Below are 25,502 nucleotides of genomic sequence, written 5' to 3'. Positions count from 1 at the left end.
AAGTCAGCCCTAAGATGACAATGTTCTTATTAAGTTTTGGTAATCTTCTTTAATTTCGTGGCTTTCGTCACGTAGTGATTTTATCTTACGACATGCGTGTAATACGGTCGTATGATCGCGTCCACCAAATGCGTCACCAATCTCAGGTAAGCTGTGATTAGTTAATTCTTTAGATAATGCCATGGCAACTTGGCGTGGCCTTGCTATAGAGCGGCTGCGGCGCTTAGACAATAGATCTGATACTCGAATTCGGTAGTACTCAGCAACGGTGCGCTGAATATTATCTATCGTAACTAGCTTATCTTGCAAGGCAAGTAAATCGCGTAGTGCTTCTTTTACAAAATCAATCGAAATTGGACGACCTGTAAAATTAGCATTAGCGATTACACGGTTAAGTGCGCCTTCTAGTTCACGTACATTTGAACGTAATTTTTTGGCGATAAAAAAGGCAACTTCATGTGGTAAGTTAATCTTACTTTGCTGTGCTTTTTTCATCAAAATAGCAACGCGAGTTTCAAGCTCTGGTGGCTCAATCGCGATTGTTAATCCCCAACCAAAACGTGATTTAAGACGGTCTTCGACCCCTTCAATCTCTTTTGGATAACGGTCAGAGGTTAAAATAATTTGTTGGTTGCCTTCAAGCAATGCATTAAAGGTATGAAAAAACTCTTCTTGTGAACGCTCTTTATTAGCAAAAAATTGAATATCATCAATCATTAATGCGTCAACACTGCGGTAATAACGCTTAAATTCTTCTATCGCATTATTTTGCAGTGCCTTTACCATATCTTGAACAAAGCGTTCTGAATGCATGTAAACAATTTTAGCATCGGGCTTGTTTGCCATAATGCCGTTACCTACTGCATGTAATAAGTGAGTTTTACCTAAACCAGTACCACCGTAAATAAATACAGGGTTAAAAGCAGAGCCAGGATTATCGGCAACTTGAGTGGCCGCTGCTTTTGCTAATTGGTTTGACTTACCCTCAACAAAGCTGTCAAAGGTATAGTTTTCTTTAATGTTAGATTTGTAACCTGACTTAGGTGCAGGTTCAACAACAGGCTTTTGCTCACGAGGCTGTTGTTTTGTAGAAGCTTGTGGTGCTGATTGTGTTTCTATAACCGGTGCAGCTTGTGCATTTAATAAAGGCTTACTACCTACATCAAAACGTAGCTTTGGTGCTTCAACACCACAAATTTCTACTAATAATTCGTTAATTCTATTTAGGTACTTTTCTCTTACCCAATCAAGCACAAAGCGATTAGGTGCATAAATCGTCAAGGTATCTTCGGTACTTTCTGCTTGTAGTGGTCTTACCCACATACTGAATTGCTGCGAAGGCAGCTCATCTTGCAATACATATAAACAACTTTGCCAAACCGACAGATACACAGTTAAACTCCCAGAGATATAATTTTTATTCCCGCACATCATTAATGATTATAAATCATACATTTATTGCGTTCAAATGGTCCAATAAGCGACCCAAGACCGCGTATTATGAAGGCACTTTATCCACAAGTAAAAGATTGATTTTTATAAAATTGTTGATATCGATGTATAAAATCATTAACAACCTGATTTAAAACAGTTTTTATTTTAGATCCGAAGAGGAGATCATAACAAAATAACACCAAGATCGCGAACCAAATTTACGATCCAATTTTCTTTTCCCCCGCTTTTATTCACTTTTTATACAGGGGCTGTGGAAAACTTCTTATTTATGATGATCCTATCAGATCGCTCTACATGATCTCTTTATGGGCCATAAGTAGGCTATATACTGCGAACGTAATTATGATTGACTTTACGTTACTTACTCTATAATATCTCGCGCTCGCAATGGCACCTATGCCAGGATCGCGACCTGTATAGGATGTTTTAACTTTAACCGATCGGATGAGATTGTTATGAAAAGAACTTTTCAACCTAGCGTTTTAAAACGCAAACGTGCACACGGCTTCCGTGCTCGCATGGCAACTGTAAATGGCCGTAAAGTATTAGCACGTCGCCGCGCTAAAGGCCGCAAAGTTCTTTCTGCTTAATTTATAAGTGGAAGACTTTAGCTTTGGCAGGGAGTTACGTCTGTTAACTCCCTCGCATTACTCTCGCATATTTAATGAACCCGCTCGGGCTGCAACTCCTTTCTTTACTCTATTAGCTAAACCAAATGACCAAGAAAAACCTCGGTTAGGTCTTACTGTTGCTAAAAAACGCGTAAAAAAGGCATGCCAACGAAACCGTATTAAACGTCTCGCTCGCGAAAGTTTTCGTTTAAATCAACACAGCATCGATAATATTGATATTGTGCTTATGGTGAAAAGTGGTATTGATGAACAGTCTAATGAAGAATTAACCAAACAACTTACTAAATTATGGCGAAAAATTAACGAACGCTGTAAACCAGGTGCACCTAAACCGCCACCTTTTAAGAAACGCCCAAACAAATCAGCTAAATCTAATAAACAAACCTAATTGCAATAGAATTGCAGGGTTAATTAATGTATCTTTAGCTCACCTTTTAATCATGCATTTAAAATTTCTAATTGAGTCTTTAAATACATGATATCTATCTCACTAAACTTAAGTAGGGGCATAAACATCATGAGGTTAATTAAACCACTTGTTGCTTTTCCTAAGATTTGTTTAGTGTTATTTATCCGCGGTTATCAAAAGTGGATTAGCCCGCTGTTAGGTCCGCATTGTCGTTTTAATCCAAGCTGCTCACATTATGCAATTCAAGCAATTAATTTGCATGGATTTATAAAAGGTAGTTGGTTAGCTTTAAAACGCATATTAAAATGCCATCCTTTACATTCAGGTGGAGACGACCCCGTACCTGAAAAATTAACCCATATTAACCACCAACACGAGAAATAAGAGCTGTTATGGAATCGCAACGCACGTTTTTATTAATTGGCCTAATGCTAGTGTCGTTTTTATTGTTCCAAGAATGGGATAATGATTACAACAAGCCTAAAGCCGATCCAAGTGCCACAACACAAACACTACAAGCAAATTCACCAGAGTCGGATGATTATATTCCTTCATCGTCAGATTCAGGTTTACCCGCTTCAGCAACTTTAGCTAAACGTTCAGTTATTGAAATCACAACTGACGTTTTTAAAGTTAAAATTGACACCAAAGGCGGTGACATTGTTGAAACAGACCTTCTTCAATACGAAGAAACTAAAGGAAGTGAAACACCTTATATGCTTCTTGGTCAGCTTGATAGTGGCAAACAATACTTTTCACAAAGTGGCTTAATTGGCTTAAATGGCCCTGACGCATCAGCTAACGGTCGCCCTACTTATAGCACCGAACAAAAATCATATACCTTAACGGGTGATGAGCTTCGCGTTCCACTTCAGTTTACTGATAGTAATGGTGTTAGTTTTACTAAAACATATGTATTCAAAAAAGGTCAGTATGACGTAGGCTTAGAATACAAAATTAACAACACTACCAGCGCACCTCTTCAAGTACAGCTATACACGCAAATTAAGCGTACCGTACAAGAAAAAGGTAGCATGGTTGATCAAAACTATTTAGGTGCTGCATACGGTACTGACGAAGAACCATACGAAAAGTATAGTTTTTCAGATATGGCTGATAAAAACCTAAACAAAAACACGCAAGGTGGTTATGTTGCATTTATACAACATTACTTTGTAAGTGCTTGGGTTCCAATGCAGGATCAAACAAATACAATTTATAGCTTAATTACAAAAAGTAATGCCGCTATTATTGGTGCTAAAGATCCCGCTGTAAATATTCAAGCTGGTAGTGAGCAAACACTAACTGCTACTTATTATATGGGTCCGAAAGAGTCAGATATTCTTGAAGCAATTCACCCAGACTTAGACTTAACTGTAGATTACGGTTGGTTATGGTTTATTTCGCAACCTTTATTTGTATTGCTAAAATGGCTACATAGCATTTTAGGTAACTGGGGTGTAGCAATTATTGCCATCACTATTATCGTTAAATCGTTAATGTACCCACTTACTAAAGCGCAATACACTTCAATGGCAAAAATGCGTGCCCTACAGCCTAAAATGGCAGCTCTTAAAGAAAAGTTTGGTGACGACCGTCAAAAGTTCGGCCAAGCAACTATGGAAATGTACAAAAAAGAAAAAGTTAACCCAATGGGTGGCTGTTTCCCTATTTTGCTACAAATGCCAATTTTCTTAGCCTTGTTCTACGTATTCTTAGAGTCAACTGAACTTCGCCATGCTGAATTTATTTTTTGGTTAACAGACCTTTCTGCACAAGACCCGTACTACGTATTACCAATCTTATTTGGTGCGAGTATGTTTGTGACGCAAAAACTACAGCCTATGACGGTAACTGATCCAATGCAGCAAAAAATGATGACCTTTATGCCGGTTATCTTCTCTGTATTCTTCTTATGGTTCCCATCGGGTTTAGTTCTTTACTGGTTAGTGTCTAACCTTATTTCTATTGTCCAGATGTTAATCATCTACCGTGGCATGGAAAAGAAAGGAATTAAAGTAAGAGGCTAACTAAGCTCCTACTTATATAAAGGCGACTTCGGTCGCCTTTTTTATTGCCTGTTTTTCACCAGAGTATTCGCGAGTGTTTATTTCATAGGTTACAATACCGCCATAAAGTTACTCATCGTTGGCAAATTAATAGCATGATCAATCAAGATACAATTGCAGCACAAGCAACTGCCCCCGGACGTGGTGGTGTTGGTATTATTCGCGTTTCAGGCAGCCTTGCTAAAAGTGTCGCCGAAAAAGTAGTAGGTAAAATTCCTAAAGTTCGCTACGCCGATTACGTGCCATTTAAAAGCCTAGCTGGCGAGCAACTTGATCAAGGTATTGCCATTTACTTTGCAGGTCCTAACTCATTTACAGGCGAAGACGTACTTGAACTACAAGGCCACGGCGGTCCTGTAGTACTTGATATGCTACTTAAAGAAATTAGTAAAATAGAGGGCGTTCGTTTAGCAAAGCCTGGTGAGTTTTCTGAGCGCGCATTTATGAATGACAAGCTTGATTTAACACAAGCAGAGGCCATCGCCGACTTAATTAATGCTACGAGCGAACAAGCTGCCAAAAGCGCCCTACAGTCTCTCCAAGGTGAATTTTCTAAACACATAGAAACGCTTGTAGAAAAAGTAATTCACTTACGTATGTATGTAGAAGCGGCAATAGATTTTCCTGATGAAGAAATTGATTTTTTATCAGACGGTAAGGTATCAGGCGACTTAGACGCCATTATTACCCAGCTTAATACCGTAACCAACCAAGCAAAACAAGGCAGCATCATGCGCGAAGGTATGCGTGTTGTTATTGCTGGTCGCCCAAATGCCGGTAAATCAAGCCTACTAAACGCCCTAGCCGGTCGTGAAGCTGCAATCGTAACAGAAATAGCCGGTACCACTCGCGACGTACTACGAGAGCATATACATATAGATGGTATGCCACTGCATATTATAGATACCGCAGGCCTACGAGAGAGCCCTGACCGCGTAGAACAAATAGGTATTGAACGGGCGTGGGATGAAATAAACCAAGCCGATCGCGTTTTATTTATGCTTGATGGCACTGACACTATAGATACTGACCCGCATAAAATTTGGCCTGAATTTATGGCCAAATTACCAGAAGGTATGGGGGTTACGGTCATCAGAAATAAAGCTGATTTATCGGGTGATATAGTCGGAATGGAGCAAGAGCAACAATACCCGGTCATCAGCTTAAGTGCTAAAAATGCTGACGGTATTGAACTTGTTCGCGAGCATTTAAAAGCCTGTATAGGCTTTCAAGGCGCAACAGAGGGTGGCTTTATGGCGCGCCGTCGTCATTTGGATGCACTAGAGAGTGCTGCGTATCATTTAGAAACAGGTAAAACACAATTAGAAATGCACATTGCTGGTGAAATATTGGCTGAAGAACTACGTTTAACACAGCAGTATTTAAACGAAATAACCGGTGAATTTACCTCAGACGACTTACTTGGCAAGATATTTAGCTCATTTTGTATCGGTAAATAAGCACCTCATTACAGATATATGTTTATTATAAGAGCACTTAGGTGCTCTTTTTTATGTAAAATATTAACTATAAAATATGTATTTATACCGTCAATCCCAGCCAGTTCTGCCAATAAAATCATACCCAAAGCGATAATTATTACCAGCCAGATCATGTAGATTAGACAGTGAAAAGAGCCTTTAAGTAAGGTATTAATAGCGCAAGTAACACCCATTTTAAGGTCAAAACCGATACATATTTCAAACAAAAATACGTTTTAAAATCGTTATCCTCCACACAAAAGTTAGTTATAAATAGCTTTGTTATAATTACCTAGCTCATAAAAACTAATGTTATTTGCTCAATTTAAGAGCTAAAACGTGACGATAAACACTCTAAATAATCAACTTTATACAACATATGGACAGACGATCACTGCGGCTTTTTAATAAAAATGACTCGAGATTTGAGTGCATCAAACTTTTGATCTACTAATCCACCAGCAAAATACATAAAAAAAGCAGCTATAAATACGCATTAAATTAAATATATTGAGATCACTTATCCACAAAACCTAATTTTTAGCTCAAATAAATAGTAAATTGAGCCACCTCGCAGAGAAAAACCTAATGTTCTATTAAAAATTATCTGTTTATAAGCTTATTTTTAATTAATTTCGTTAGATCAGCTCAATTAGATCATTTAATAAAATTATTTTCGATCTAAATTTAAGGTTATCAACAACCTTTATATCCACATTATGATCACCTTGTGCTTTTTATGCCTAGATTTATAATTAAATCTTTCACTAAATAGTAATATCAATAACTTAGCGATTATTAAACAACCTAAAAGGTGTGTTTAAACAGAGCTTTCCCCACTGTTATCAACAACTTGATCAGAAGATTACATTTAAAGATATTTTGTTAATTCCTATAATATCAACAACTTAAGAAGGCACTTTCAAATAAGAGTAAAATTAGCACAAAAATAGTTATACAAAAAAGCACTCTTAACTTTACTGTTACTCACACTCAGTTATCATAGGCAGCAATTAAAACCAATGTGATCACTAATATTCATGAGTTCAGTAAATCTTATTGTTGGCAGCCAAATGGGATCAGCCGAGTATGTTGCAGAGCAACTAAGCGACGCGCTTAATAACCTTGGTATTACTACACAACTACATGATCAACCTGAATTTAGCGATATTGATCAGCAAAATACCATTTGGTTAATTTGCACATCTACTTATGGTGCAGGTGATTATCCTGAAAACTTTATTAGCTTTGTTGAAGATGTGACTCAAGCTAATGATTTATCAGAATTAAAATACTCAGTAATCGCTTTAGGTGATACCAGTTATGACACTTACAACCAAGCTGGACGTAATATAGATGCCTTATTATCTCAAAAAGGCGCTATAAAAGTAGCAGAACGCTTAGAGCTTAATATTCTCGATGAAGCACTACCAGAAGACACAGCATTAGCATGGTTAGACTCTTGGATAACCAAAACAGGCTTAAAATAGATAGATCAAGTAAAAAGTTATATAAAAAGTTACCCACAATTTACTAATAATTTAATAGATTTTGTGGATAAAGATTGAATAAACTGCTTTTTAAAGCATGCTTATCCATGGGATAAGATCCAACTGATTCAGCCCTGTGCATAAGGTGCCTTTTTGATCAGAGCTTATCTGCTGGATGATCCGATCATATTAACACCTTTAGATCTGATCTAATTTCATGTTTTAAATGAAGATCTAAACCTTATCAACAGAAAAGCTGATCAGTAGTAGTAATAGTAATAAAAGATCTCTTTAAAAGATCCTTTATATTATTAGAGATCACATACTTAGATCTTGCTCTTTGTTTAATCATTTATCTTCTGCCAATTTCTAGGTAGAATACGCTCCCTTTTGAAGTTTACCGGTTTGATTTAAGTAGGATCCCATTAATGATTTTTCACGAAAATTTTGACGTTATCGTAGTAGGTGGTGGACATGCTGGCACTGAAGCCGCATTAGCAGCTGCCCGTATGGGGATGAATACCCTGCTACTGACTCACAATATGGATACCCTTGGTCAAATGTCTTGTAACCCAGCGATTGGTGGGATTGGCAAAGGTCATTTGGTAAAAGAAATTGATGCGCTTGGCGGTGCAATGGCACAGGCCATTGACAAAGGCGGGATCCAATTTCGCACACTAAACTCTTCAAAAGGACCTGCTGTTCGTGCAACTCGAGCACAAGCAGATCGCGCTTTGTACAAAGCAGCTATTCAAGCAACATTACAAAATCAAGATAACCTTAAGATTTTTCAACAATCATGTGATGATCTTATTGTTGAAAACGATCGTGTTACTGGCGTAGTAACTCAAATGGGTTTACGTTTTAGTGCTCCAAGTGTTGTTTTAACCGTGGGTACTTTTTTAGGTGGCCAAATACACATTGGTTTAGAAAATTACAAAGGCGGTCGTGCTGGTGATCCACCATCAATTGCATTGGCTGAACGTTTACGCGAACACCCTTTTAGAGTGGATCGCTTAAAAACAGGTACTCCGCCACGTATTGATGCACGTACTGTTGATTTTACAAAAATGGAAGCACAGCCTGGTGATATGCCAACACCTGTATTTTCATTTATGGGTAAACAATCAGATCACCCACAACAAATACCGTGTTACATCACTTACACCAACGAAAAAACACATGATGTTATTCGTAAAAACCTACATCGCTCACCTATGTACTCAGGTGTTATTGAAGGTATTGGTCCACGCTACTGCCCATCAATTGAAGATAAAATTGTACGTTTTGCGGATAAAGATAAGCACCAAATATTTGTTGAACCTGAAGGCTTAACATCATACGAATTATATCCAAATGGTATTTCTACTAGTTTACCGTTTGATGTACAACTTGAGATTGTGCAATCTATTTCTGGTTTTGAAAATGCACATATTTGTCGACCAGGCTATGCAATAGAATATGACTACTTTGATCCACGCGACTTAAAACAGTCTTTAGAAACAAAATTTATCGAAGGCTTATTTTTCGCGGGTCAAATTAACGGCACTACCGGTTATGAAGAAGCGGGTGCACAAGGCTTAATTGCAGGTATGAATGCTGCGTTAAAAGTACAAGGTAAAGATTCTTGGACGCCACGTCGCGATGAAGCTTACGTGGGTGTATTAATTGACGACTTAGCAACACTAGGTACGAAAGAACCGTACCGCATGTTTACTAGCCGTGCCGAATACCGTTTACTTCTTCGTGAAGATAATGCAGATATTCGCTTAACTGAAAAAGGCCGTGAGCTGGGTTTAGTTAATGACGAACGTTGGCAGGCATTTAACGAAAAAATGGAAGTAATTGAGAAAGAAAAACAACGCATTAAAGATACGTGGATTCATAAAGATCACGTCGTTGTTGATCAAGTAAATGCATTACTAAAAACACCATTAACTCGTGAAGCAAGTTTAGAAGAATTACTTCGTCGTCCAGAGATTCGTTATAACGATCTTATGGCTATTGACGGTTTAGGATCTGAATTTACAAACGTAGCAGCACTTGAACAAGTTGAGATCCATACTAAGTACGCAGGCTATATTGCGCGTCAACAAGATGAGATCAATAAGCAGCTTCGTCATGAGCAAACAATTTTACCAAAAGAGTTTGATTACAAAACTGTATCAGGTTTATCAAATGAGGTTGTTGCTAAGCTTATTGAGTCACGTCCAGACACTATTGGCCAAGCATCGCGTATTTCTGGTATCACCCCAGCGGCGATTTCGCTATTATTAGTGTATCTGAAGAAGCAAGGCTTATTACGCAAATCTGCGTAACGATAAGGGTACATAGTGTTACAGCAACAATTAACTACATTGTTAGCGCAAACTGATATTGCGCTAACGGAAAAACAACAGCAACAGCTAGTTCGTTACGTCGAGTTATTAGATAAGTGGAATAAAGCTTATAATTTAACTTCGGTACGCTTACCTGAAGAAATGATGATTAAGCATATTATGGATAGTTTAGTTGTTGCACCTCACTTACCCGGTCATCATTATATTGATGTTGGCACAGGGCCTGGCCTTCCGGGCATTGTATTAGCGATTGCATTACCTAACACACAATTTGTGTTACTAGATAGTCTAGGTAAACGCGTTCGCTTTTTAATGCATGTTAAACATGAGCTTGGCCTTGATAACGTAACACCTGTTCAGTCAAGAGTTGAAGAATATCAGCCAAGTGTTAAATTAGATGGCGTACTCAGTCGTGCATTTGCTTCATTACAAGATATGGTTGACTGGTGTTCGCACTTAATTGATCATTCGGGTAAATTTATAGCGCTTAAAGGTGTGTTCCCTAGTGAAGAGCTAGAGTCATTACCTACTGGCGTTAAGTTTGAGCAAAAAATTGCATTAGAAGTACCTAAGTTAGATGCACAACGACATTTAATTATTCTTTCTAAAGACTAGGGATCAGAGACACTGTGGCAAAAGTCATCGCATTAGCAAATCAAAAAGGTGGAGTGGGTAAAACTACAACCGCTGTTAACCTCGCTGCGTCTATGGCTGCAACGAAACGTAAAGTGCTGTTAATTGATCTCGATCCGCAAGGCAATGCGACTATGGGAAGTGGCGTAGATAAGTACGGCGACGTACCAACTATTTACGACTTACTCATTGAAGATAAACCTATAGAAGACGTTATTATCAAAGAAACGTCTGGCGAATACCATATGATTGCTGCAAACGGTGATGTAACCGCTGCAGAAGTTAAACTTATGGAATTATTTGCCCGTGAAGTGCGTTTACGTAACGCACTTGAAAAAATTCAGGATCAGTACGAATTTATTTTTATCGACTGTCCACCCTCTTTAAATATGTTAACTGTTAACGCAATGGCCGCAGCTGATTCTATTTTAGTGCCAATGCAGTGTGAGTATTATGCACTTGAAGGGTTAACCGCATTAATGGATACGATTACTCAGCTTGCTAAGTTAGTAAACCCTAGCTTACAAATTGAAGGCATACTTCGTACTATGTACGATCCGCGTAACCGTTTAGCGAATGACGTATCAGAACAATTAAAACAACATTTTGGCGACAAAGTATACCGTACGGTGATCCCGCGTAATGTTCGTTTAGCAGAGGCACCTAGTTTTGGTACACCTGCTATGTATTATGACCGGGCATCAAGTGGCGCTAAAGCATATTTAGCACTCGCTGGTGAAATGTTACGTAGAAAAGAAAAAACAGCGTCCGTTGTCGCCTAACTTTGAGGTAAAAAAATAACATGTCTGCTAAAAAACGAGGTTTAGGCCGAGGACTCGATGCACTTTTAAGTTCGTCAAAGCCTACACCGAGCGCAAGCAAGGAACAAGACACATCAAACGTGACTGAAGCTGTAAAAAATGCGGCTGGGCCAAATAACAGTGAATTACAAAAACTCCCAATCGAGTTTTTACACTCTGGTAAATATCAACCTCGTAAAGACATGTCCGAAGAGGCACTAGAAGAGCTTGCTAGTTCTATTCGCTCACAAGGTATTATTCAACCTATAGTCGTGCGCCCTATTGCACATAATAGTTTTGAAATTATCGCCGGTGAGCGTCGTTGGCGTGCAGCGCAAATAGCTAAGCTTGAAACAGTACCTTGTATTATTAAAGACGTACCAGATGAAGCTGCTGTAGCTATTGCGCTAATAGAAAATATTCAACGTGAAGACTTAAATGCCATGGAAGAAGCGGTTGCGTTAAATCGCTTACTCAATGAGTTTGAACTAACACATCAACAAGTAGCAGATGCGGTTGGCAAATCACGCACTACAGTGACTAACTTACTTCGTTTAAATAATTTAAACAGTGATGTAAAAATTCTGTTAGAACATGGCGACATTGAAATGGGGCACGCTCGTTGTTTATTAGCCCTTGAGGGAGAAGCACAATCAGATGCTGCTCGTTTAGCTGTTGCTAAAGCACTAACCGTTCGTGAAACCGAGAAGTTAGTTCGTTCAATTTTAGAACCCGTGCCAGCTAAAGAAATAGCTGAAAAAGATCCAGATGTTAAACAGTTAGAGCAACAACTCGCTGAAAACCTAGGTGCCAAAGTAGAAATAAATTACAACAAAAAAGGCAAAGGTAAGCTTGTTATTTCTTATACTAATTTGGACGAACTTGACGGCATTTTAAATCGCATTAATCAAGACAATACCCACCATTAGTTTTCTACATGTCTAAAAAGGGACATTTGTAGCTATTTCGTGTTACAAAGCGTCTACTCAAGTTGCAAAACTGGCAGGATTAAGTATAATTTCGCCAGTTTTCACACCCTAACAATTAGAACGCAATAAAGGTTAACTAAACGTGACTGATAAGTTAGCGAGTCCATATCGACTTGCCGTATTAAAGTTAATTTGCCTTCAGGGTGTTGTAGCATTAGTTGCTGCTGTAATTATTTGTTTTAGTTCGGGAGTCAATGCCGCGCTTTCATCACTCGCTGGTGGAGTTGTCGCAGTACTTCCGCACTTTGTATTTGGTCTTTATGCATTCAGACATATGGGTGCAAGTCGAGCAAATCAAGCGTATGCCTCGTTGAAACGCGGCAACGGATTAAAATTTATGCTAACAATTGTATTGTTTGCGCTAGTACTGAAGCATTTTCCGGTAATTTTATTACCCTTTTTTAGTACTTATATACTGGCGCTCTTTACTGGATTGTTCGCACCCGTTTTTTTTAAACATTAACTTTGGGATATAACATGGCAGCAGAAGAAGTTACTCTATCTGGCCATATCCAGCACCATTTGACCAATGCTAAGATGTGTTCGACCGATACAGGTCTCGCCTTCAATAAAGCATGTACGGATAGTGGTTTCTGGACATGGCATATAGATACCCTCGCATGGTCTATCGGTTTAGGTCTTATATTTTTATGGATCTTTCGTAGTGCCGCTAAAAAATCAACACTAGGTGTACCTGGAAAATTTCAATGTTTCATTGAAATGGTAGTAGAGTTTGTTGGTGACAACGTACGTGATACTTTCCATGGTAAAAGCAAGCTTATTGCACCATTAGCATTAACAATATTCGTTTGGATATTTTTAATGAACTTAATGGATTTAATACCGGTTGACTTTTTACCTGCATTAGCTGGTTTTGTTGGTGAAACTGCGTTTGGTATGGATTCACACGATGTGTACATGAAAATTGTACCAACGACTGACATTAATATGACTGCAGCGCTAGCGCTGGGTGTATTTATTTTAATGATAGGCTACTCAATTAAAATAAAAGGAATCGGTGGTTTTATTAAAGAACTAACACTTCACCCGTTTAGTTCAAATAATACTGCACTACAAATCCTTTTAATCCCGTTTAACTTATTACTTGAACTGATTGCGCTGGTTTCTAAACCGTTTTCATTAGCGCTACGTCTGTTTGGTAACTTATATGCAGGTGAATTGATTTTCATCTTGATCGGCGCTATCGGATTTATGCAATTACCATTGCATTTTGTTTGGGCTGTATTCCACATCTTAGTAATTGTATTGCAAGCATTCGTATTTATGATGCTAACAATCGTATACCTAAGCATGGCTAGCTCAGATAATCACTAATTTTATATTTACAATTTTACTTTTACTTTTAACTTTACAATTGAAACTTTGGAGAAATAAATGGAAGCTTTAGAATTATTAAACGGCTTAAAATACATCGCAGTAGCTTTACTAATCGGTTTTGGTGCAATCGGCACTGCAATCGGTTTTGGTAACATGGGCGGTAAATTCCTTGAAGCATGTGCGCGTCAACCTGAGCTTGCACCTTCGCTACAAGTTAAGATGTTTATTCTTGCTGGTCTAATCGATGCTGTAGCAATGATTGGTGTTGGTATCGCTATGGTATTGTTGTTCGTACTTTAATTTTATTTTTTGAACAGCTTACTATTTAAGGAGGAGCGGTTGTGAATTTAAACGCCACTCTTATCGGTGAATTGATTGCGTTTACGGTGTTCGTATTATTTTGTATGAAATACGTATGGCCACCACTAAACGGTGCAATTGAAGCTCGCCAGAAAAAAATCGAAGATGGTTTAGCTGCCTCTGATAGAGCCGAAAAAGACTTAGAACTTGCGCAAAAGAAAGCTGCTGAACAGCTTAAAGATGCAAAAGCTCAAGCGGCTGATATCATTGATCAAGCTAAAAAGCGTGCAGTGCTAATTGTTGACGAAGAAACACTTCGTGGTCAGCAAGAGCGTGAAAGTATCATTGCTCAAGGGCACTCTGAAGTTGAGTCTGAACGTAATCGCATAACAGAAGAGCTACGTAAGCAAGTAGCAACTCTGGCAGTGATTGGTGCAGAACGTATTTTAGAGCGTGAAATTAATCAAGCCGCACATAGTGACATCGTTGAAAAACTTGTCGCTGAGCTGTAATTAGGAGGGTATGAGCATGTCTAATTTGACTACTATCGCTCGCCCATACGCTAAAGCGGCTTTTGAACTTGCCGTTGAGAAAGGCACTCTAGAAAGCTGGAATGATATGTTGTTCTTTGCAGGCCACGTAGCCAGCAATGAACAAGCATCATCTGCTTTAGCAGGTATGCCTACAGCTACTGCACAAGCTGAATTATTTATTCAACTTTGTGCTGAGCAGCTCAACGAACAAGGTCAGAACCTAGTTAAGGTGATGGCTGAAAATGGACGTTTGACAGCTCTACCTGACGTTGCTGAGTTATTTGCTGAATTTAAAGCAGAATACGATAAAGAAATCGAAGTAGATGTGATTTCTGCAACTCCTCTTGTTGCTGCGCAACAAGAGTCATTGGTAGCGGCACTTGAAAAACGTTTCGCACGCAAAGTTAAGCTGAATTGTAGTGAAGACGCGTCAGTGGTTGGTGGACTTATTATTAGGTCTGGCGACACTGTAATCGACGGTACTATTCGCGGTAAATTAAGCCGCTTAGCTACAACACTACAATCGTAATTGGGAAAAAGAGCATGCAACTTAATTCCACTGAAATTTCAGATCTGATCAAACAACGTATTGAGAAGTTCGAAGTTGTAAGTGAAGCTCGTAACGAAGGTACTATTGTATCTGTTACTGACGGTATCATCCGCATCCACGGTCTTGCTGACTGTATGCAAGGTGAAATGATTGAGCTTCCTGGCAGCCGTTATGCTATCGCACTAAACCTTGAGCGCGACTCAATTGGTGCAGTAGTAATGGGTCCGTACGCTGACCTTACTGAAGGCGTAAAAGTATATACAACTGGTCGTATTTTAGAAGTTCCTGTTGGTCCTGGTCTACTTGGTCGTGTTGTAAACACACTAGGTGCTCCAATCGATGGTAAAGGCGCTTTAGATAACGACGGGTTTGAACCTGTAGAAAAAATTGCACCTGGTGTAATCGAGCGTAAATCAGTAGATGAGCCAGTTCAAACTGGTTATAAATCTATCGATGCGATGATTCCAGTTGGTCGTGGTCAACGTGAACTTATCATCGGTGACCGTCAAACAGGTAAAACTGCACTAGCAATCGATGCAATCATCAATCAAAAAGACACAGGCGTTAAGTGTGTGTACGTTGCGATTGGTCAAAAAGCATCTACTATTGCAAACGTAGTTCGTAAATTAGAAGAGCATGGTGCACTAGCAAATACTATCGTAGTTGTTGCATCTGCTTCTGAATCTGCGGCACTTCAGTACTTAGCACCGTTCGCGGGCTGTACTATGGGTGAATACTTCCGTGACCGTGGTGAAAACGCATTAATCGTATATGATGATTTGTCTAAGCAAGCAGTTGCTTACCGTCAAATTTCATTACTACTTAAGCGTCCACCAGGCCGTGAAGCATACCCAGGTGACGTATTCTACCTTCACTCTCGTCTTTTAGAGCGTGCATCGCGTGTAAACGCAGATTACGTTGAAAAGTTCACTAATGGTGAAGTGAAAGGTAAAACTGGTTCATTGACGGCATTGCCAATCATTGAAACTCAAGGCGGCGACGTTTCTGCGTTCGTACCGACTAACGTTATCTCTATCACCGATGGTCAGATCTTCTTAGAAACTGACTTATTCAACTCAGGTATCCGTCCGGCAGTAAATGCTGGTATCTCGGTATCGCGTGTTGGTGGTGCTGCACAAACTAAAATCGTTAAGAAACTAGGTGGCGGTATTCGTCTAGCCCTAGCTCAGTACCGTGAATTAGCTGCGTTCTCGCAGTTCGCGTCTGACCTTGATGATGCAACTCGTGCTCAACTTGAGCATGGTGAGCGTGTAACAGAGCTAATGAAGCAGAAACAGTACGCGCCAATGTCTGTTGCTGAAATGTCTTTGTCGTTATTTGCTGCTGAAAAAGGCTTCCTTCAAGACATCGAAATCGCGAAAATCGGTGACTTTGAAGCAGCTTTACTTTCTTATGCAACTAGCACATACGCAGAGCTTGTGGCTCAAATCAATGAAACTGGTAACTTGAATGCCGAGATCGAAGCGCAGCTTAAAGAACTTCTTACGAAGTTCAAGTCTACGCAAACTTGGTAATTTAGTTATTAATGGTGCGCTTTAGGAAACTAAAGCACACCTTGATTCGGAGAGAGAGTCATGGCCAGCGGAAAAGAGATTAAAAGCAAGATCGGGAGTATTAAAAATACTCAAAAGATCACTAGCGCAATGGAAATGGTTGCTGCGTCTAAAATGAAAAGGGCGCAAGAACGCGTTGCTTCAAGCCGTCCATACGCTAATAAATTACGTGAAGTAATTGGTCGTGTTGCTCAAGCAAATCTTGATTTTACTCACCCGTTCTTAAAAGAACGTGAAGTGAAACGAGTTGGTTATATTGTTATCTCTACAGACCGTGGTCTGTGTGGCGGTCTAAACTCAAACGAGTTTAAGAAAGTTGCACTTGATGTTAAAGCGTGGAAAGAGAAAGGTGTTGATGCTGAATTTGCTACTTTAGGTAGTAAGGCAGCAGGCTTCTTTCAACGTTTTGGTGGTCAACTACTCGCTAAAAAAGCGGGCCTAGGAGATAAACCTTCAGTACAAGACGTTATTGGTCCTGTAAAAATTATGCTTGATGCATTTTCTGAAGGCAAAATAGACCGTTTATTCTTGGTATATAACAAATTCGTTAATACCATGAAGCAAGAGCCAATTATAGATCAGTTACTCCCTTTGCCAAAAGCTGAAGAAGAAGTATCTGCTCACACATGGGATTACTTATACGAGCCAAACCCAGAGGCTATTTTAGAGTCTTTGTTAGTACGCTTTATTGAGTCTCAAGCATACCAAGGTGTGGTAGAAAATGCTGCCTCAGAACAGGCTGCTCGTATGGTTGCAATGAAAGCTGCAACTGATAACGCAGGTGACCTTATGGATGAGCTACAGCTTGTTTATAACAAGGCTCGCCAAGCAGCAATCACACAAGAAATTAGTGAGATTTGTTCTGGCTCAGCAGCAGTTTAATGCTTCGGGTAAAGATTAACGAGAGGAATAGACATGAGTTTAGGTAAGGTCGTCCAAATTATCGGCGCCGTTGTGGATATTGAATTTCCACAAGATAGCGTGCCAGCGGTATACCACGCACTAAGAGTAACAGATGGCGATTTAGCTGGTTTGACTTTAGAAGTTCAACAACAGCTAGGTGGCGGTGTAGTGCGTACTATCGCTATGGGTACTACTGATGGTTTACGTCGTAGTGCTTTAGTTATGAATACAGGTGAATCGATTCAAGTTCCAGTTGGTAAAGCAACACTTGGTCGTATCATGAACGTACTTGGTGAGCCAATCGATGAAGCGGGTCCAATCGGCGAAGAAGACCGTATGTCTATTCACCGTGCAGCGCCTTCATACGAAGAGCAATCAAGTTCAGTTGAGCTTTTAGAAACTGGTATCAAGGTTATCGACCTTGTATGTCCGTTTGCTAAAGGTGGTAAAGTTGGTTTATTCGGTGGTGCCGGTGTTGGTAAAACTGTAAACATGATGGAACTTATCCGTAACATCGCAATCGAGCACAGCGGCTACTCAGTATTCGCAGGTGTTGGTGAGCGTACACGTGAGGGTAACGATTTCTACCATGAGATGAACGATTCAAACGTACTTGATAAAGTATCGCTTGTATACGGTCAGATGAACGAGCCTCCAGGTAACCGTTTACGCGTAGCGTTAACAGGCCTTACTATGGCTGAAAAGTTCCGTGATGAAGGTCGCGATGTACTTTTCTTCGTAGATAATATCTACCGTTATACACTTGCTGGTACTGAAGTATCTGCACTTCTTGGTCGTATGCCGTCAGCGGTAGGTTACCAGCCTACACTTGCTGAAGAAATGGGTGTGCTTCAAGAGCGTATCGCTTCAACTAAGACTGGTTCAATTACATCAATCCAAGCGGTATACGTACCTGCGGATGATTTAACGGATCCATCTCCAGCAACTACCTTTGCTCACTTAGACGCAACAGTAGTACTTTCACGTGATATCGCATCACTTGGTATCTACCCAGCGGTAGATCCACTTGATTCATCTTCGCGTCAACTTGACCCACAAGTAATTGGTCAAGAGCACTACGATACAGCACGTGGCGTTCAAACAGTTCTTCAGCGTTACAAAGAACTTAAAGACATCATTGCAATCCTAGGTATGGACGAGCTTTCTGACGAAGATAAGCAACTTGTATCTCGTGCACGTAAAATCCAACGTTTCCTATCTCAGCCATTCTTCGTGGCAGAGGTGTTTACAGGCGCGTCAGGTAAATACGTATCACTGAAAGATACAATTGCTGGCTTCAAAGGCATTTTAAACGGCGAGTTTGATGAGCTTCCAGAGCAAGCGTTTTACATGGTTGGCTCTATCGAAGAAGCTCAAGAAAAAGCCAAAGGCATGTAACTAGGAGGGTAGTATGACAGCTATGACTGTACATCTTGACGTAGTAAGCGCAGAGCAGAGCTTGTTCTCTGGTCTTGTTGAATCGATTCAAGTATCTGGTAGTGAAGGCGAGCTGGGTGTAAACCTAGGTCATGCTCCACTACTAACTGCCCTTAAACCTGGTATGGTACGTTTAGTTAAGCAATATGGTCACGAAGATGTGTTATATGTTGCTGGCGGTACATTAGAAGTTCAACCAAATCACATCACGATTCTTGCAGATACTGCGGTTCGTGGTGAAGATTTAGATGAAGATTCTGTACAAAAAGCTAAACGTGAAGCTGAAGAACATATGGCGAATTCGTCAGCTGTTGAGTTTGATTATCAACAAGCGGCTACGCGACTGGCAGAAGCAGTTGCTCAGTTACGCGTAATTCAGCAATTACGTCACAAGTAAGCCTATCCGGTTTTGAAAAGCCCACTTTATGTGGGCTTTTTTGTGTCTGTAATTTAAACATGGTGTATCGCTTATTTATAATTGTTAAATAACAGGTCTATCAGACTATTATCTGTGCTTTATCACTTATATCCTTCACCAATCCTCGCTACAATAACGTCATCCAATTAAGTGTGTTTTTCAGTCAAGATTCAGTACGAATAAACTAACCTACTGAGTATCTGCACAAGAAGTGATTTACGTAATCTTCTGCACAAACATAATACTTATTTAGCTAAAACAACGGAAAAAGGAAATTGTTTTAATGGCTCTAACAACTGTTATTCTTGCTGCGGGTAAAGGTACTCGTATGCGCTCTGCTCTACCTAAAGTTTTGCACAATGTTGCAGGTAAACCAATGGTACAGCACGTTATTGATAATGCGATGGCATTAGGTGCAACGACTACAAACTTAGTTTACGGACACGGCGGCGATCTATTACAACAACAACTTGCCGATAACGATGTAAATTGGGTACTTCAAGCAGAACAACTCGGTACTGGCCACGCAGTAGCGCAAGCCAACTCTCATATTAACGATGAAGACACAGTATTGATTTTATACGGCGATGTACCGCTAACAAAACAATCAACTCTAGAGCGTTTATTAGCTGCAACACCTAAAAATGGTTTAGCGGTATTAACGGTAAATTTGGTAAACCCAAATGGCTATGGTCGCATGCTTCGTGTTGGTGGTAAGTTAGTCGGTATTGTTGAGCAAAAAGATGCAAGCTCAGAGCAGTTACTTATTAACGAAGTAAATACAGGCATTATGGCTGTTAACGGTAAGCTATTAAAAACATGGTTAGGTAACTTATCTAACAATAATGCACAAGGCGAGTACTACTTAACAGATATCGTTGCAATGGCTCACAGTGAAGGCGTAGAGATCACTTCAGCGCAACCAGATCATGCAATGGAAGTTGAAGGCGCAAATAACCGCGTACAACTTGCAGGCTTAGAGCGCGCTTACCAAGCATGGCAAGCAGAAGAGTTAATGTTAAATGGCGCTACCCTGGCCGACCCTGCTCGTATTGATGTTCGCGGCAATGTTAAAACAGGCGAAGACGTATTAGTTGATATAAACGTTATCTTTGAAGGTAGTGTGACCCTTGGTAACAATGTACAAATTGGCCCTAACTGTGTACTTAAAAACTGTACCATAGGCGATAACGTGGTAATAAAGGCGAATACCTTAATTGAAGATGCAAGCGTAGCTGCTAAATGTACGCTGGGCCCTTATGCTCGCCTTCGCCCTGGCGCTGTTATGGAAGAAGACTCACACATTGGTAACTTTGTTGAGATGAAAAAAACCCGTTTAGGCAAAGGCTCAAAAGCCAACCACTTAAGTTATTTAGGTGATGCTGAAATTGGCGAAAAAGTGAATATTGGCGCTGGTACTATTACCTGCAACTACGATGGTGTTAATAAATCAAAAACTATTATTGGCGATAATGCTTTTATTGGCTCTAATTCATCACTCGTTGCCCCAGTAAATATAGGCGCAACTGCAACAATTGGTGCAGGCTCTGTGATCACCAGTACCGTTGAAGATGACCAATTAGCAATAGCACGCTCTAAACAGCGTAATTTAACGGGTTGGAAACGCCCAGTTAAAAAATAACAATTAGAGGCTACTTAGGTAGCCTTTTTTATTTTAGTTGAAGTTTAAATTGCTCTTTATAGCGTCTAGATAGGTTTAGTACTTTACCTGTAGTTAATTTTATTTCACTGTCGCCACTGGATAGTGGTGTAATAGACTCCACTTTATCGAGTTTTACGCCATGGCTGCGGTGAATTCTACAAAACCCCTGCACTTCAAGTTGTTTACTTAATGCTGTAAGCGTTGCCCTTAACGGATATATACGTGAGCCTATATGTAGGTTTACATAATTACCCGACGATTCAAGCCAATCAACATCCTCTATTTTTATAATGAATTCTTTTCCGAGCTTTTTAACTAATAGGCGGTTTATGGTCGATGTTGTTTGCTGCTCACTTTCTTCAATTGAAGAGGCTTCACCTAGTAACTGCTGCACCACATATTGATATACTTTGATAAGTACGATGAAAAACACAAAGCTTATAGCGTCTTTCTGGTATTCATAAATAAGCTCAAACCAGCTAAGTCCAAAGTTGTAAGACCCATCATTCAACAAATATATGAATTTACGAACCCCTACCATAATACCAACGTGTAACACACTAAATATAATAGAGGCAGCAAAGTACATACCTAATGAGGCCGTAATATTTTGCCAATTAAAAGATAAGTGTCTTAAAAACCAAATTAAAATAGGGAATATAAGCAAAGTACTCAAGGCACTTGAATACTCCCAAACAAATGGCTCCCACATTAAAAAAGTTAAAGCTCCTTCTCTTTGGGCTTCCATTATTTGGGTTGTAGCGTTTACTGTATTATTAATTAATACGTAAGCACACAGTAATACTGATGCGTAAATGCTTTGAAAACGTTGAAAGTGCTGTAGGTTCATAAATATATGCTTATTGCTGACGTGGCACGCTTATCCCTGTATACCACCTTTTATCACTATTGCTTGTAATATAAGCACTTATAGATAGTTTTAGCGAGAGCTTTAGGTATGAATAACGCATAACATACATAAAGTAGTAAAAGCATGAGCACTCAAGTACAACAACCTTCATTAGTTAATTCGCGTAAATATTATCTTGATTGGCTTAGGATAATCGCATTTGCGTCGCTAATTTTTTATCACATTGGCATGTTGTATAGTGAAAACTGGGGATTTCATTTTAAAAGTAATTATACATCACAGTATGTTGAATATTTAATGTTGGTGTTTTCACCTTGGCGCATGTTGCTCATTTGGTTTATATCGGGCGTAGCACTGCGTTTTATGATTGATAAAGTACGCAGCTTTAAGTCTTGGTTACATTTCACCTTATACCGCTCTATTTTTTTACTGTTACCCTTGCTGGTGGGGTTATGGTTAATAGTGCCTTTACAGCTGTTTGCAGAAATGTCACAGCAAGGTGTTATTGATATTAGCTATTGGCAATTTTATTTAGCTTTTATAGAGACTAACAATACGCTTTTTATTAATTATCAGTCTGGAGTGTGGCCGAATGTGGATGTAAATCACTTATGGTATTTGCGCTCGTTGTGGCAATTTATGCTGATCATTATTGTTTTAACTCTTTTTGCACGCTTGCCTTTTATTACGCCTTTAAAAACCTTTGTTAAAGGGGATATGTCATTTGGGCTTTTAATTACCTTGCTCACTATTGCCGTACTATTTACAAGCCATTACTTAACTGGCGATTCAATTAGAGAGACTAACGGCTTAATACTGCTACTCACAGGATACATACTTGCCAAAAACACTTACTTTTGGAACTGCTTAAATAAAAAATTAGTATTACTAGCTTTGAGTTTTGCGGTTTTGTTTGTACTTATAATATTAAGTTATCAGAAGGTGTTTACTCTTCCTCATTTTATTTTAAGCGCTAGCTACAATATTCAACGTGTTGTAGGTGTATTTTTTGTACTTGCGCTCGCTCACCGATTCTTAAATTTTAATACTTACTATTTAAAACAGCTCAATGTATGGGTGTTTCCCTTTTATTTATTGCATCAAAGCATTTTGATTATTTTGTGTTTTTTACTACAGCCTTTAAGTTTAGGGCCTGGTGCTGAACCATTCATCATTATTACAGGGACTTGGTCTTTTTGCGGTGTTATTACATGGGGTATTACACGTATTGATGTACTTAGACCTTTGCTAGGGGTTGCAATTAAACGAGATTATTCCCCGACTGTAAAAATACTTGGCTATACGGCTGCTTTAATTTTAATAACTCCGCTAGCGTATAAGCTAATTACTTAGGCTAAGGGGCTGTATTAAAATTGCCATAATCTTGTCATGCCTGTGTGTTGATATTTAGCAAATACAATACTAAGGAAAATCACATGTTTAAAAAATCAATTATTACGCTGTCACTTATATCTGTTCTTACTGGTTGCTCACTTGATGGTGACGATGGCCAAAACGGCTCTCAAGGATTACAGGGAGAACAAGGCGCAAATGGCATTAATGGGATAAATGGTGTAAACGCTAATTCAGTATTAAATATTAGCCTCGTAGGAAGAGGAGTATTAAATGCACAAAGCCCAGAAGGTGCCGCTGAAATAGTTGCTTACCAAGCATCTAAAAAATGGATTTACGCTATTAACAGTTCAGGCGATGACGCTGTTATTAATATTTTACCCGTCGACACCTTTGATACTGCCGCACTCGTTAAAGATAACGAAGGGGTTATCAGCGCCACAAATTTAACGTCCGTTATTACGTTGTCTTTAAACGAGCATACCCAAGGCGATGCAAACAGCATTGCTATTGATGAAAATAATAATTTACTAGCGGTCGCAATGGCTGCTAAAAGCACGGGTGATGCAGGTCAAATTGCTTTTTACGATATAAGCGGCGACTCACCTGTATTTATTAAAAATGTTACAGTCGGATTTTTACCAGACATGGTGACGTTCACCCATGATGGCGCAAAGGCAGTGGTTGCTAACGAAGGTGAACCAAGTGGCGACTACAGCGTAGATCCTGAAGGTTCTATTAGTATTATCGATATAACAAATAATGTAATAGCCGATACAGCAATAAATATTGATTTTAAAGCCTATAACAACAAACAAACCGAACTAGAAGCGCAAGGGGTAGTTTTTGCAAACCCAAATGGTCGTACTATTAACGGTAATCTGATAAATACCACAGTAGCTATGGATTTAGAGCCCGAGTACGTTAGCATTTCTAAAGATAACAAATATGCTTATGTATCTATTCAAGAAAACAATGCACTTGCAATAGTTAACCTACAAGACAACAGTCTTGAGCTAAAGGGCTTAGGCTTTAAAGATTGGTCAAGCTTACAACTTGATGCCTCAGATAAAGATGGCGGCGTTAATTTTAAATCATACCCAGGGCTCTATGGTATGTACCAGCCCGATACTATCTCAAGCTTTAGTTGGAAAGGCGCTAACTTTATAGTCACTGCCAACGAAGGTGACGCAAGAGAATACTTTTTTAATACAATGGATGAAGCAGACTGTATAGCAAAGGGGGGACTTGATTACGATAAAGACGACGGCTGCTTAGCTTATATAGATGAAAGCCGCGTTGAAGACTTAACGCTTGCAGCTAATTTTGATTACTTAAATAATGACGATAACGATATTGGTCGCTTAAAAGTAACAACAATAAAAGGCGATACTAATAATGATGGTCAATACGAATCGCTTTATGCTTATGGTGCACGTTCGTTTACCATTTGGGACAGCAATGGGCTGGTGGTGTTTGATTCAGGCGATGATATAGGTCGAATTACTGCATCGGTTCATGGTGAAGCATTTAACAACAATGAAGATGAAAACAAAGGTGACTCACGCTCAGATGATAAAGGCGCAGAGCCAGAAGCGCTGACTATTGGTAAAATTGACGATCGTACATTTGCTTTTATAGGGCTTGAGCGTATGGGTGGGATTATGGTTTATGATATTACCAATCCATATAATGTGCAGTTTGAAGACTACTTCTATAATAGAGGCTTAATTAAAGACGCTAATATTACAGGCGATTTAGCGCCTGAAGGAATGGTATTCGTTCCAGCTGAGCAAAGTGCTACAGGAAACCCACTCTTAATCGTTGGAAATGAAATATCAGGCTCTATTGCCGTATGGGAAATAGCATCTAAATAAACCTTTAATTTAAAATAAAGCTGTGTGTTGTTTGTTTAACATACAGCTTAGTTTAAACCTTACTAATACCTCATCAATAGATACTTATATTGTGCGTGTTTTTTAAACTAAAAGTATCCTGTAGCCCTTTATTTGTATAGCTTTCATACTATATTCATTTAATTGTCAAAAAGCTGAAATAAAACATTGACCCCCGCTCGAATCTCCCTATAATGCGACCCCACTGAGACGGGAAACGCCAACGCATAGCGAGGCACGAACTACTCAGAGAGTTAAATAAAACTTCGGTTTTAAATCTTCTAAAAAGAAAGTTTAAAACAAAGTGTTGACTCGAAAAATAAAGGGTGTATTATTCGCATCCCTTGAGACGCTAAAGCGACTCAAAACG

24 protein-coding genes are annotated in these 25,502 nt (G+C 39.3%); 22 read left to right on the top strand and 2 right to left on the bottom strand.

What is annotated here, in order from left to right:
* Nucleotides 1-9: 9 nt before the first annotated feature.
* Nucleotides 10-1,392, bottom strand: a complete 1,383-nt coding sequence (gene dnaA / locus H5157_RS17860) for a chromosomal replication initiator protein DnaA (protein ID WP_004335207.1) — start codon at nucleotides 1,390-1,392, stop codon at nucleotides 10-12.
* Between the two features lie 518 nt (nucleotides 1,393-1,910).
* Between dnaA and rpmH the strand changes: the two genes are divergently transcribed.
* From rpmH to glmU, 20 genes are all read left to right on the top strand, one after another.
* Nucleotides 1,911-2,045: a 50S ribosomal protein L34 gene (rpmH, locus tag H5157_RS17855; RefSeq protein ID WP_004335215.1), complete on the top strand. Its 135-nt coding sequence runs from the start codon at nucleotides 1,911-1,913 to the stop codon at nucleotides 2,043-2,045.
* Nucleotides 2,046-2,052: 7 nt separating this feature from the next.
* Nucleotides 2,053-2,475 (top strand): ribonuclease P protein component, encoded by a 423-nt coding sequence (gene rnpA / locus H5157_RS17850; RefSeq protein WP_004335217.1) that lies wholly within the window; start codon nucleotides 2,053-2,055, stop codon nucleotides 2,473-2,475.
* A 129-nt stretch (nucleotides 2,476-2,604) separates the two neighbouring features.
* Nucleotides 2,605-2,880: a membrane protein insertion efficiency factor YidD gene (gene yidD, locus H5157_RS17845; protein WP_004335219.1), complete on the top strand. Its 276-nt coding sequence runs from the start codon at nucleotides 2,605-2,607 to the stop codon at nucleotides 2,878-2,880.
* An 8-nt stretch (nucleotides 2,881-2,888) separates the two neighbouring features.
* Nucleotides 2,889-4,526, top strand: a complete 1,638-nt coding sequence (yidC, locus tag H5157_RS17840; RefSeq protein ID WP_024597181.1) for a membrane protein insertase YidC — start codon at nucleotides 2,889-2,891, stop codon at nucleotides 4,524-4,526.
* A gap of 134 nt (nucleotides 4,527-4,660) precedes the next feature.
* Nucleotides 4,661-6,025 (top strand): tRNA uridine-5-carboxymethylaminomethyl(34) synthesis GTPase MnmE, encoded by a 1,365-nt coding sequence (mnmE, locus tag H5157_RS17835; RefSeq protein ID WP_007584209.1) that lies wholly within the window; start codon nucleotides 4,661-4,663, stop codon nucleotides 6,023-6,025.
* A 1,061-nt stretch (nucleotides 6,026-7,086) separates the two neighbouring features.
* On the top strand, nucleotides 7,087-7,536 hold the full coding sequence (gene mioC / locus H5157_RS17830) for an FMN-binding protein MioC (protein WP_024604761.1): 450 nt from the start codon (nucleotides 7,087-7,089) through the stop codon (nucleotides 7,534-7,536).
* Nucleotides 7,537-7,964: 428 nt separating this feature from the next.
* Nucleotides 7,965-9,854 (top strand): tRNA uridine-5-carboxymethylaminomethyl(34) synthesis enzyme MnmG, encoded by a 1,890-nt coding sequence (mnmG, locus tag H5157_RS17825; protein ID WP_182725189.1) that lies wholly within the window; start codon nucleotides 7,965-7,967, stop codon nucleotides 9,852-9,854.
* Nucleotides 9,855-9,869: 15 nt separating this feature from the next.
* Nucleotides 9,870-10,490 (top strand): 16S rRNA (guanine(527)-N(7))-methyltransferase RsmG, encoded by a 621-nt coding sequence (gene rsmG, locus H5157_RS17820; protein ID WP_004335232.1) that lies wholly within the window; start codon nucleotides 9,870-9,872, stop codon nucleotides 10,488-10,490.
* Nucleotides 10,491-10,504: 14 nt separating this feature from the next.
* On the top strand, nucleotides 10,505-11,290 hold the full coding sequence (locus tag H5157_RS17815) for a ParA family protein (RefSeq protein WP_004335235.1): 786 nt from the start codon (nucleotides 10,505-10,507) through the stop codon (nucleotides 11,288-11,290).
* A 20-nt stretch (nucleotides 11,291-11,310) separates the two neighbouring features.
* On the top strand, nucleotides 11,311-12,237 hold the full coding sequence (locus H5157_RS17810; RefSeq protein WP_154904168.1) for a ParB/RepB/Spo0J family partition protein: 927 nt from the start codon (nucleotides 11,311-11,313) through the stop codon (nucleotides 12,235-12,237).
* 142 nt (nucleotides 12,238-12,379) lie between these two features.
* Complete coding sequence (locus H5157_RS17805) at nucleotides 12,380-12,760, top strand: ATP synthase subunit I (RefSeq protein WP_004335240.1); 381 nt, start codon at nucleotides 12,380-12,382, stop codon at nucleotides 12,758-12,760.
* A 14-nt stretch (nucleotides 12,761-12,774) separates the two neighbouring features.
* Nucleotides 12,775-13,632 carry a F0F1 ATP synthase subunit A gene (gene atpB / locus H5157_RS17800; RefSeq protein WP_024597178.1) on the top strand — a complete coding sequence of 286 codons (858 nt, stop codon included), beginning with the start codon at nucleotides 12,775-12,777 and terminating at the stop codon, nucleotides 13,630-13,632.
* A 60-nt stretch (nucleotides 13,633-13,692) separates the two neighbouring features.
* A complete protein-coding gene (atpE, locus tag H5157_RS17795) occupies nucleotides 13,693-13,935 on the top strand; it encodes a F0F1 ATP synthase subunit C (RefSeq protein WP_008112128.1) in 243 nt (80 codons plus the stop codon).
* Between the two features lie 41 nt (nucleotides 13,936-13,976).
* A complete protein-coding gene (atpF, locus tag H5157_RS17790) occupies nucleotides 13,977-14,447 on the top strand; it encodes a F0F1 ATP synthase subunit B (protein WP_004335264.1) in 471 nt (156 codons plus the stop codon).
* A 16-nt stretch (nucleotides 14,448-14,463) separates the two neighbouring features.
* Nucleotides 14,464-14,997, top strand: coding sequence for a F0F1 ATP synthase subunit delta (gene atpH / locus H5157_RS17785; RefSeq protein WP_004335267.1), 534 nt, complete (start codon nucleotides 14,464-14,466; stop codon nucleotides 14,995-14,997).
* Between the two features lie 14 nt (nucleotides 14,998-15,011).
* Entirely contained in the window at nucleotides 15,012-16,553 is a 1,542-nt protein-coding gene (gene atpA / locus H5157_RS17780) for a F0F1 ATP synthase subunit alpha (RefSeq protein WP_004335270.1), read from the top strand.
* Between the two features lie 60 nt (nucleotides 16,554-16,613).
* Nucleotides 16,614-17,474: a F0F1 ATP synthase subunit gamma gene (atpG, locus tag H5157_RS17775; protein WP_024597176.1), complete on the top strand. Its 861-nt coding sequence runs from the start codon at nucleotides 16,614-16,616 to the stop codon at nucleotides 17,472-17,474.
* Nucleotides 17,475-17,507: 33 nt separating this feature from the next.
* Entirely contained in the window at nucleotides 17,508-18,893 is a 1,386-nt protein-coding gene (gene atpD, locus H5157_RS17770; protein ID WP_004335274.1) for a F0F1 ATP synthase subunit beta, read from the top strand.
* 13 nt (nucleotides 18,894-18,906) lie between these two features.
* Nucleotides 18,907-19,329, top strand: a complete 423-nt coding sequence (locus H5157_RS17765) for a F0F1 ATP synthase subunit epsilon (protein ID WP_004335277.1) — start codon at nucleotides 18,907-18,909, stop codon at nucleotides 19,327-19,329.
* A gap of 304 nt (nucleotides 19,330-19,633) precedes the next feature.
* Nucleotides 19,634-20,992, top strand: a complete 1,359-nt coding sequence (glmU, locus tag H5157_RS17760; protein WP_182725188.1) for a bifunctional UDP-N-acetylglucosamine diphosphorylase/glucosamine-1-phosphate N-acetyltransferase GlmU — start codon at nucleotides 19,634-19,636, stop codon at nucleotides 20,990-20,992.
* A 28-nt stretch (nucleotides 20,993-21,020) separates the two neighbouring features.
* On the opposite strand, the gene H5157_RS17755 is transcribed toward glmU, so the two are convergent.
* Complete coding sequence (locus H5157_RS17755) at nucleotides 21,021-21,863, bottom strand: LytTR family DNA-binding domain-containing protein (protein WP_002962911.1); 843 nt, start codon at nucleotides 21,861-21,863, stop codon at nucleotides 21,021-21,023.
* Nucleotides 21,864-22,007: 144 nt separating this feature from the next.
* Here H5157_RS17755 and H5157_RS17750 point away from each other — a divergent pair, with 144 nt between their 5' ends.
* Together H5157_RS17750 and H5157_RS17745 are read left to right on the top strand one after the other, a co-directional pair.
* A complete protein-coding gene (locus H5157_RS17750; RefSeq protein WP_182725187.1) occupies nucleotides 22,008-23,237 on the top strand; it encodes an acyltransferase family protein in 1,230 nt (409 codons plus the stop codon).
* Between the two features lie 83 nt (nucleotides 23,238-23,320).
* Complete coding sequence (locus H5157_RS17745) at nucleotides 23,321-25,114, top strand: choice-of-anchor I family protein (protein ID WP_182725186.1); 1,794 nt, start codon at nucleotides 23,321-23,323, stop codon at nucleotides 25,112-25,114.
* The last annotated feature ends 388 nt before the right edge of the window (nucleotides 25,115-25,502 follow it).

Source organism: Pseudoalteromonas sp. SG43-3, assembly GCF_014164385.1.
In the GTDB taxonomy this organism is placed as follows: Bacteria; Pseudomonadota; Gammaproteobacteria; order Enterobacterales; family Alteromonadaceae; genus Pseudoalteromonas; species Pseudoalteromonas distincta.
This window is presented reverse-complemented; position numbering and strand designations above follow the sequence as displayed.

Excerpts from the sequence above, each read along its gene's own strand:
- rpmH (WP_004335215.1), top strand. The coding sequence starts at position 1,911 with ATGAAAAGAACTTTTCAACCTAGCGTTTTAAAACGCAAACGTGCACAC.
- yidD (WP_004335219.1), top strand. The coding sequence starts at position 2,605 with ATGAGGTTAATTAAACCACTTGTTGCTTTTCCTAAGATTTGTTTAGTG.
- yidC (WP_024597181.1), top strand. The coding sequence starts at position 2,889 with ATGGAATCGCAACGCACGTTTTTATTAATTGGCCTAATGCTAGTGTCG.
- mnmE (WP_007584209.1), top strand. The coding sequence starts at position 4,661 with ATGATCAATCAAGATACAATTGCAGCACAAGCAACTGCCCCCGGACGT.
- mioC (WP_024604761.1), top strand. The coding sequence starts at position 7,087 with ATGAGTTCAGTAAATCTTATTGTTGGCAGCCAAATGGGATCAGCCGAG.
- mnmG (WP_182725189.1), top strand. The coding sequence starts at position 7,965 with ATGATTTTTCACGAAAATTTTGACGTTATCGTAGTAGGTGGTGGACAT.
- H5157_RS17810 (WP_154904168.1), top strand. The coding sequence starts at position 11,311 with ATGTCTGCTAAAAAACGAGGTTTAGGCCGAGGACTCGATGCACTTTTA.
- atpB (WP_024597178.1), top strand. The coding sequence starts at position 12,775 with ATGGCAGCAGAAGAAGTTACTCTATCTGGCCATATCCAGCACCATTTG.
- atpE (WP_008112128.1), top strand. The coding sequence starts at position 13,693 with ATGGAAGCTTTAGAATTATTAAACGGCTTAAAATACATCGCAGTAGCT.
- atpH (WP_004335267.1), top strand. The coding sequence starts at position 14,464 with ATGTCTAATTTGACTACTATCGCTCGCCCATACGCTAAAGCGGCTTTT.
- atpA (WP_004335270.1), top strand. The coding sequence starts at position 15,012 with ATGCAACTTAATTCCACTGAAATTTCAGATCTGATCAAACAACGTATT.
- atpG (WP_024597176.1), top strand. The coding sequence starts at position 16,614 with ATGGCCAGCGGAAAAGAGATTAAAAGCAAGATCGGGAGTATTAAAAAT.
- atpD (WP_004335274.1), top strand. The coding sequence starts at position 17,508 with ATGAGTTTAGGTAAGGTCGTCCAAATTATCGGCGCCGTTGTGGATATT.
- H5157_RS17765 (WP_004335277.1), top strand. The coding sequence starts at position 18,907 with ATGACAGCTATGACTGTACATCTTGACGTAGTAAGCGCAGAGCAGAGC.
- glmU (WP_182725188.1), top strand. The coding sequence starts at position 19,634 with ATGGCTCTAACAACTGTTATTCTTGCTGCGGGTAAAGGTACTCGTATG.
- H5157_RS17755 (WP_002962911.1), bottom strand. The coding sequence starts at position 21,863 with ATGAACCTACAGCACTTTCAACGTTTTCAAAGCATTTACGCATCAGTA.
- H5157_RS17750 (WP_182725187.1), top strand. The coding sequence starts at position 22,008 with ATGAGCACTCAAGTACAACAACCTTCATTAGTTAATTCGCGTAAATAT.
- H5157_RS17745 (WP_182725186.1), top strand. The coding sequence starts at position 23,321 with ATGTTTAAAAAATCAATTATTACGCTGTCACTTATATCTGTTCTTACT.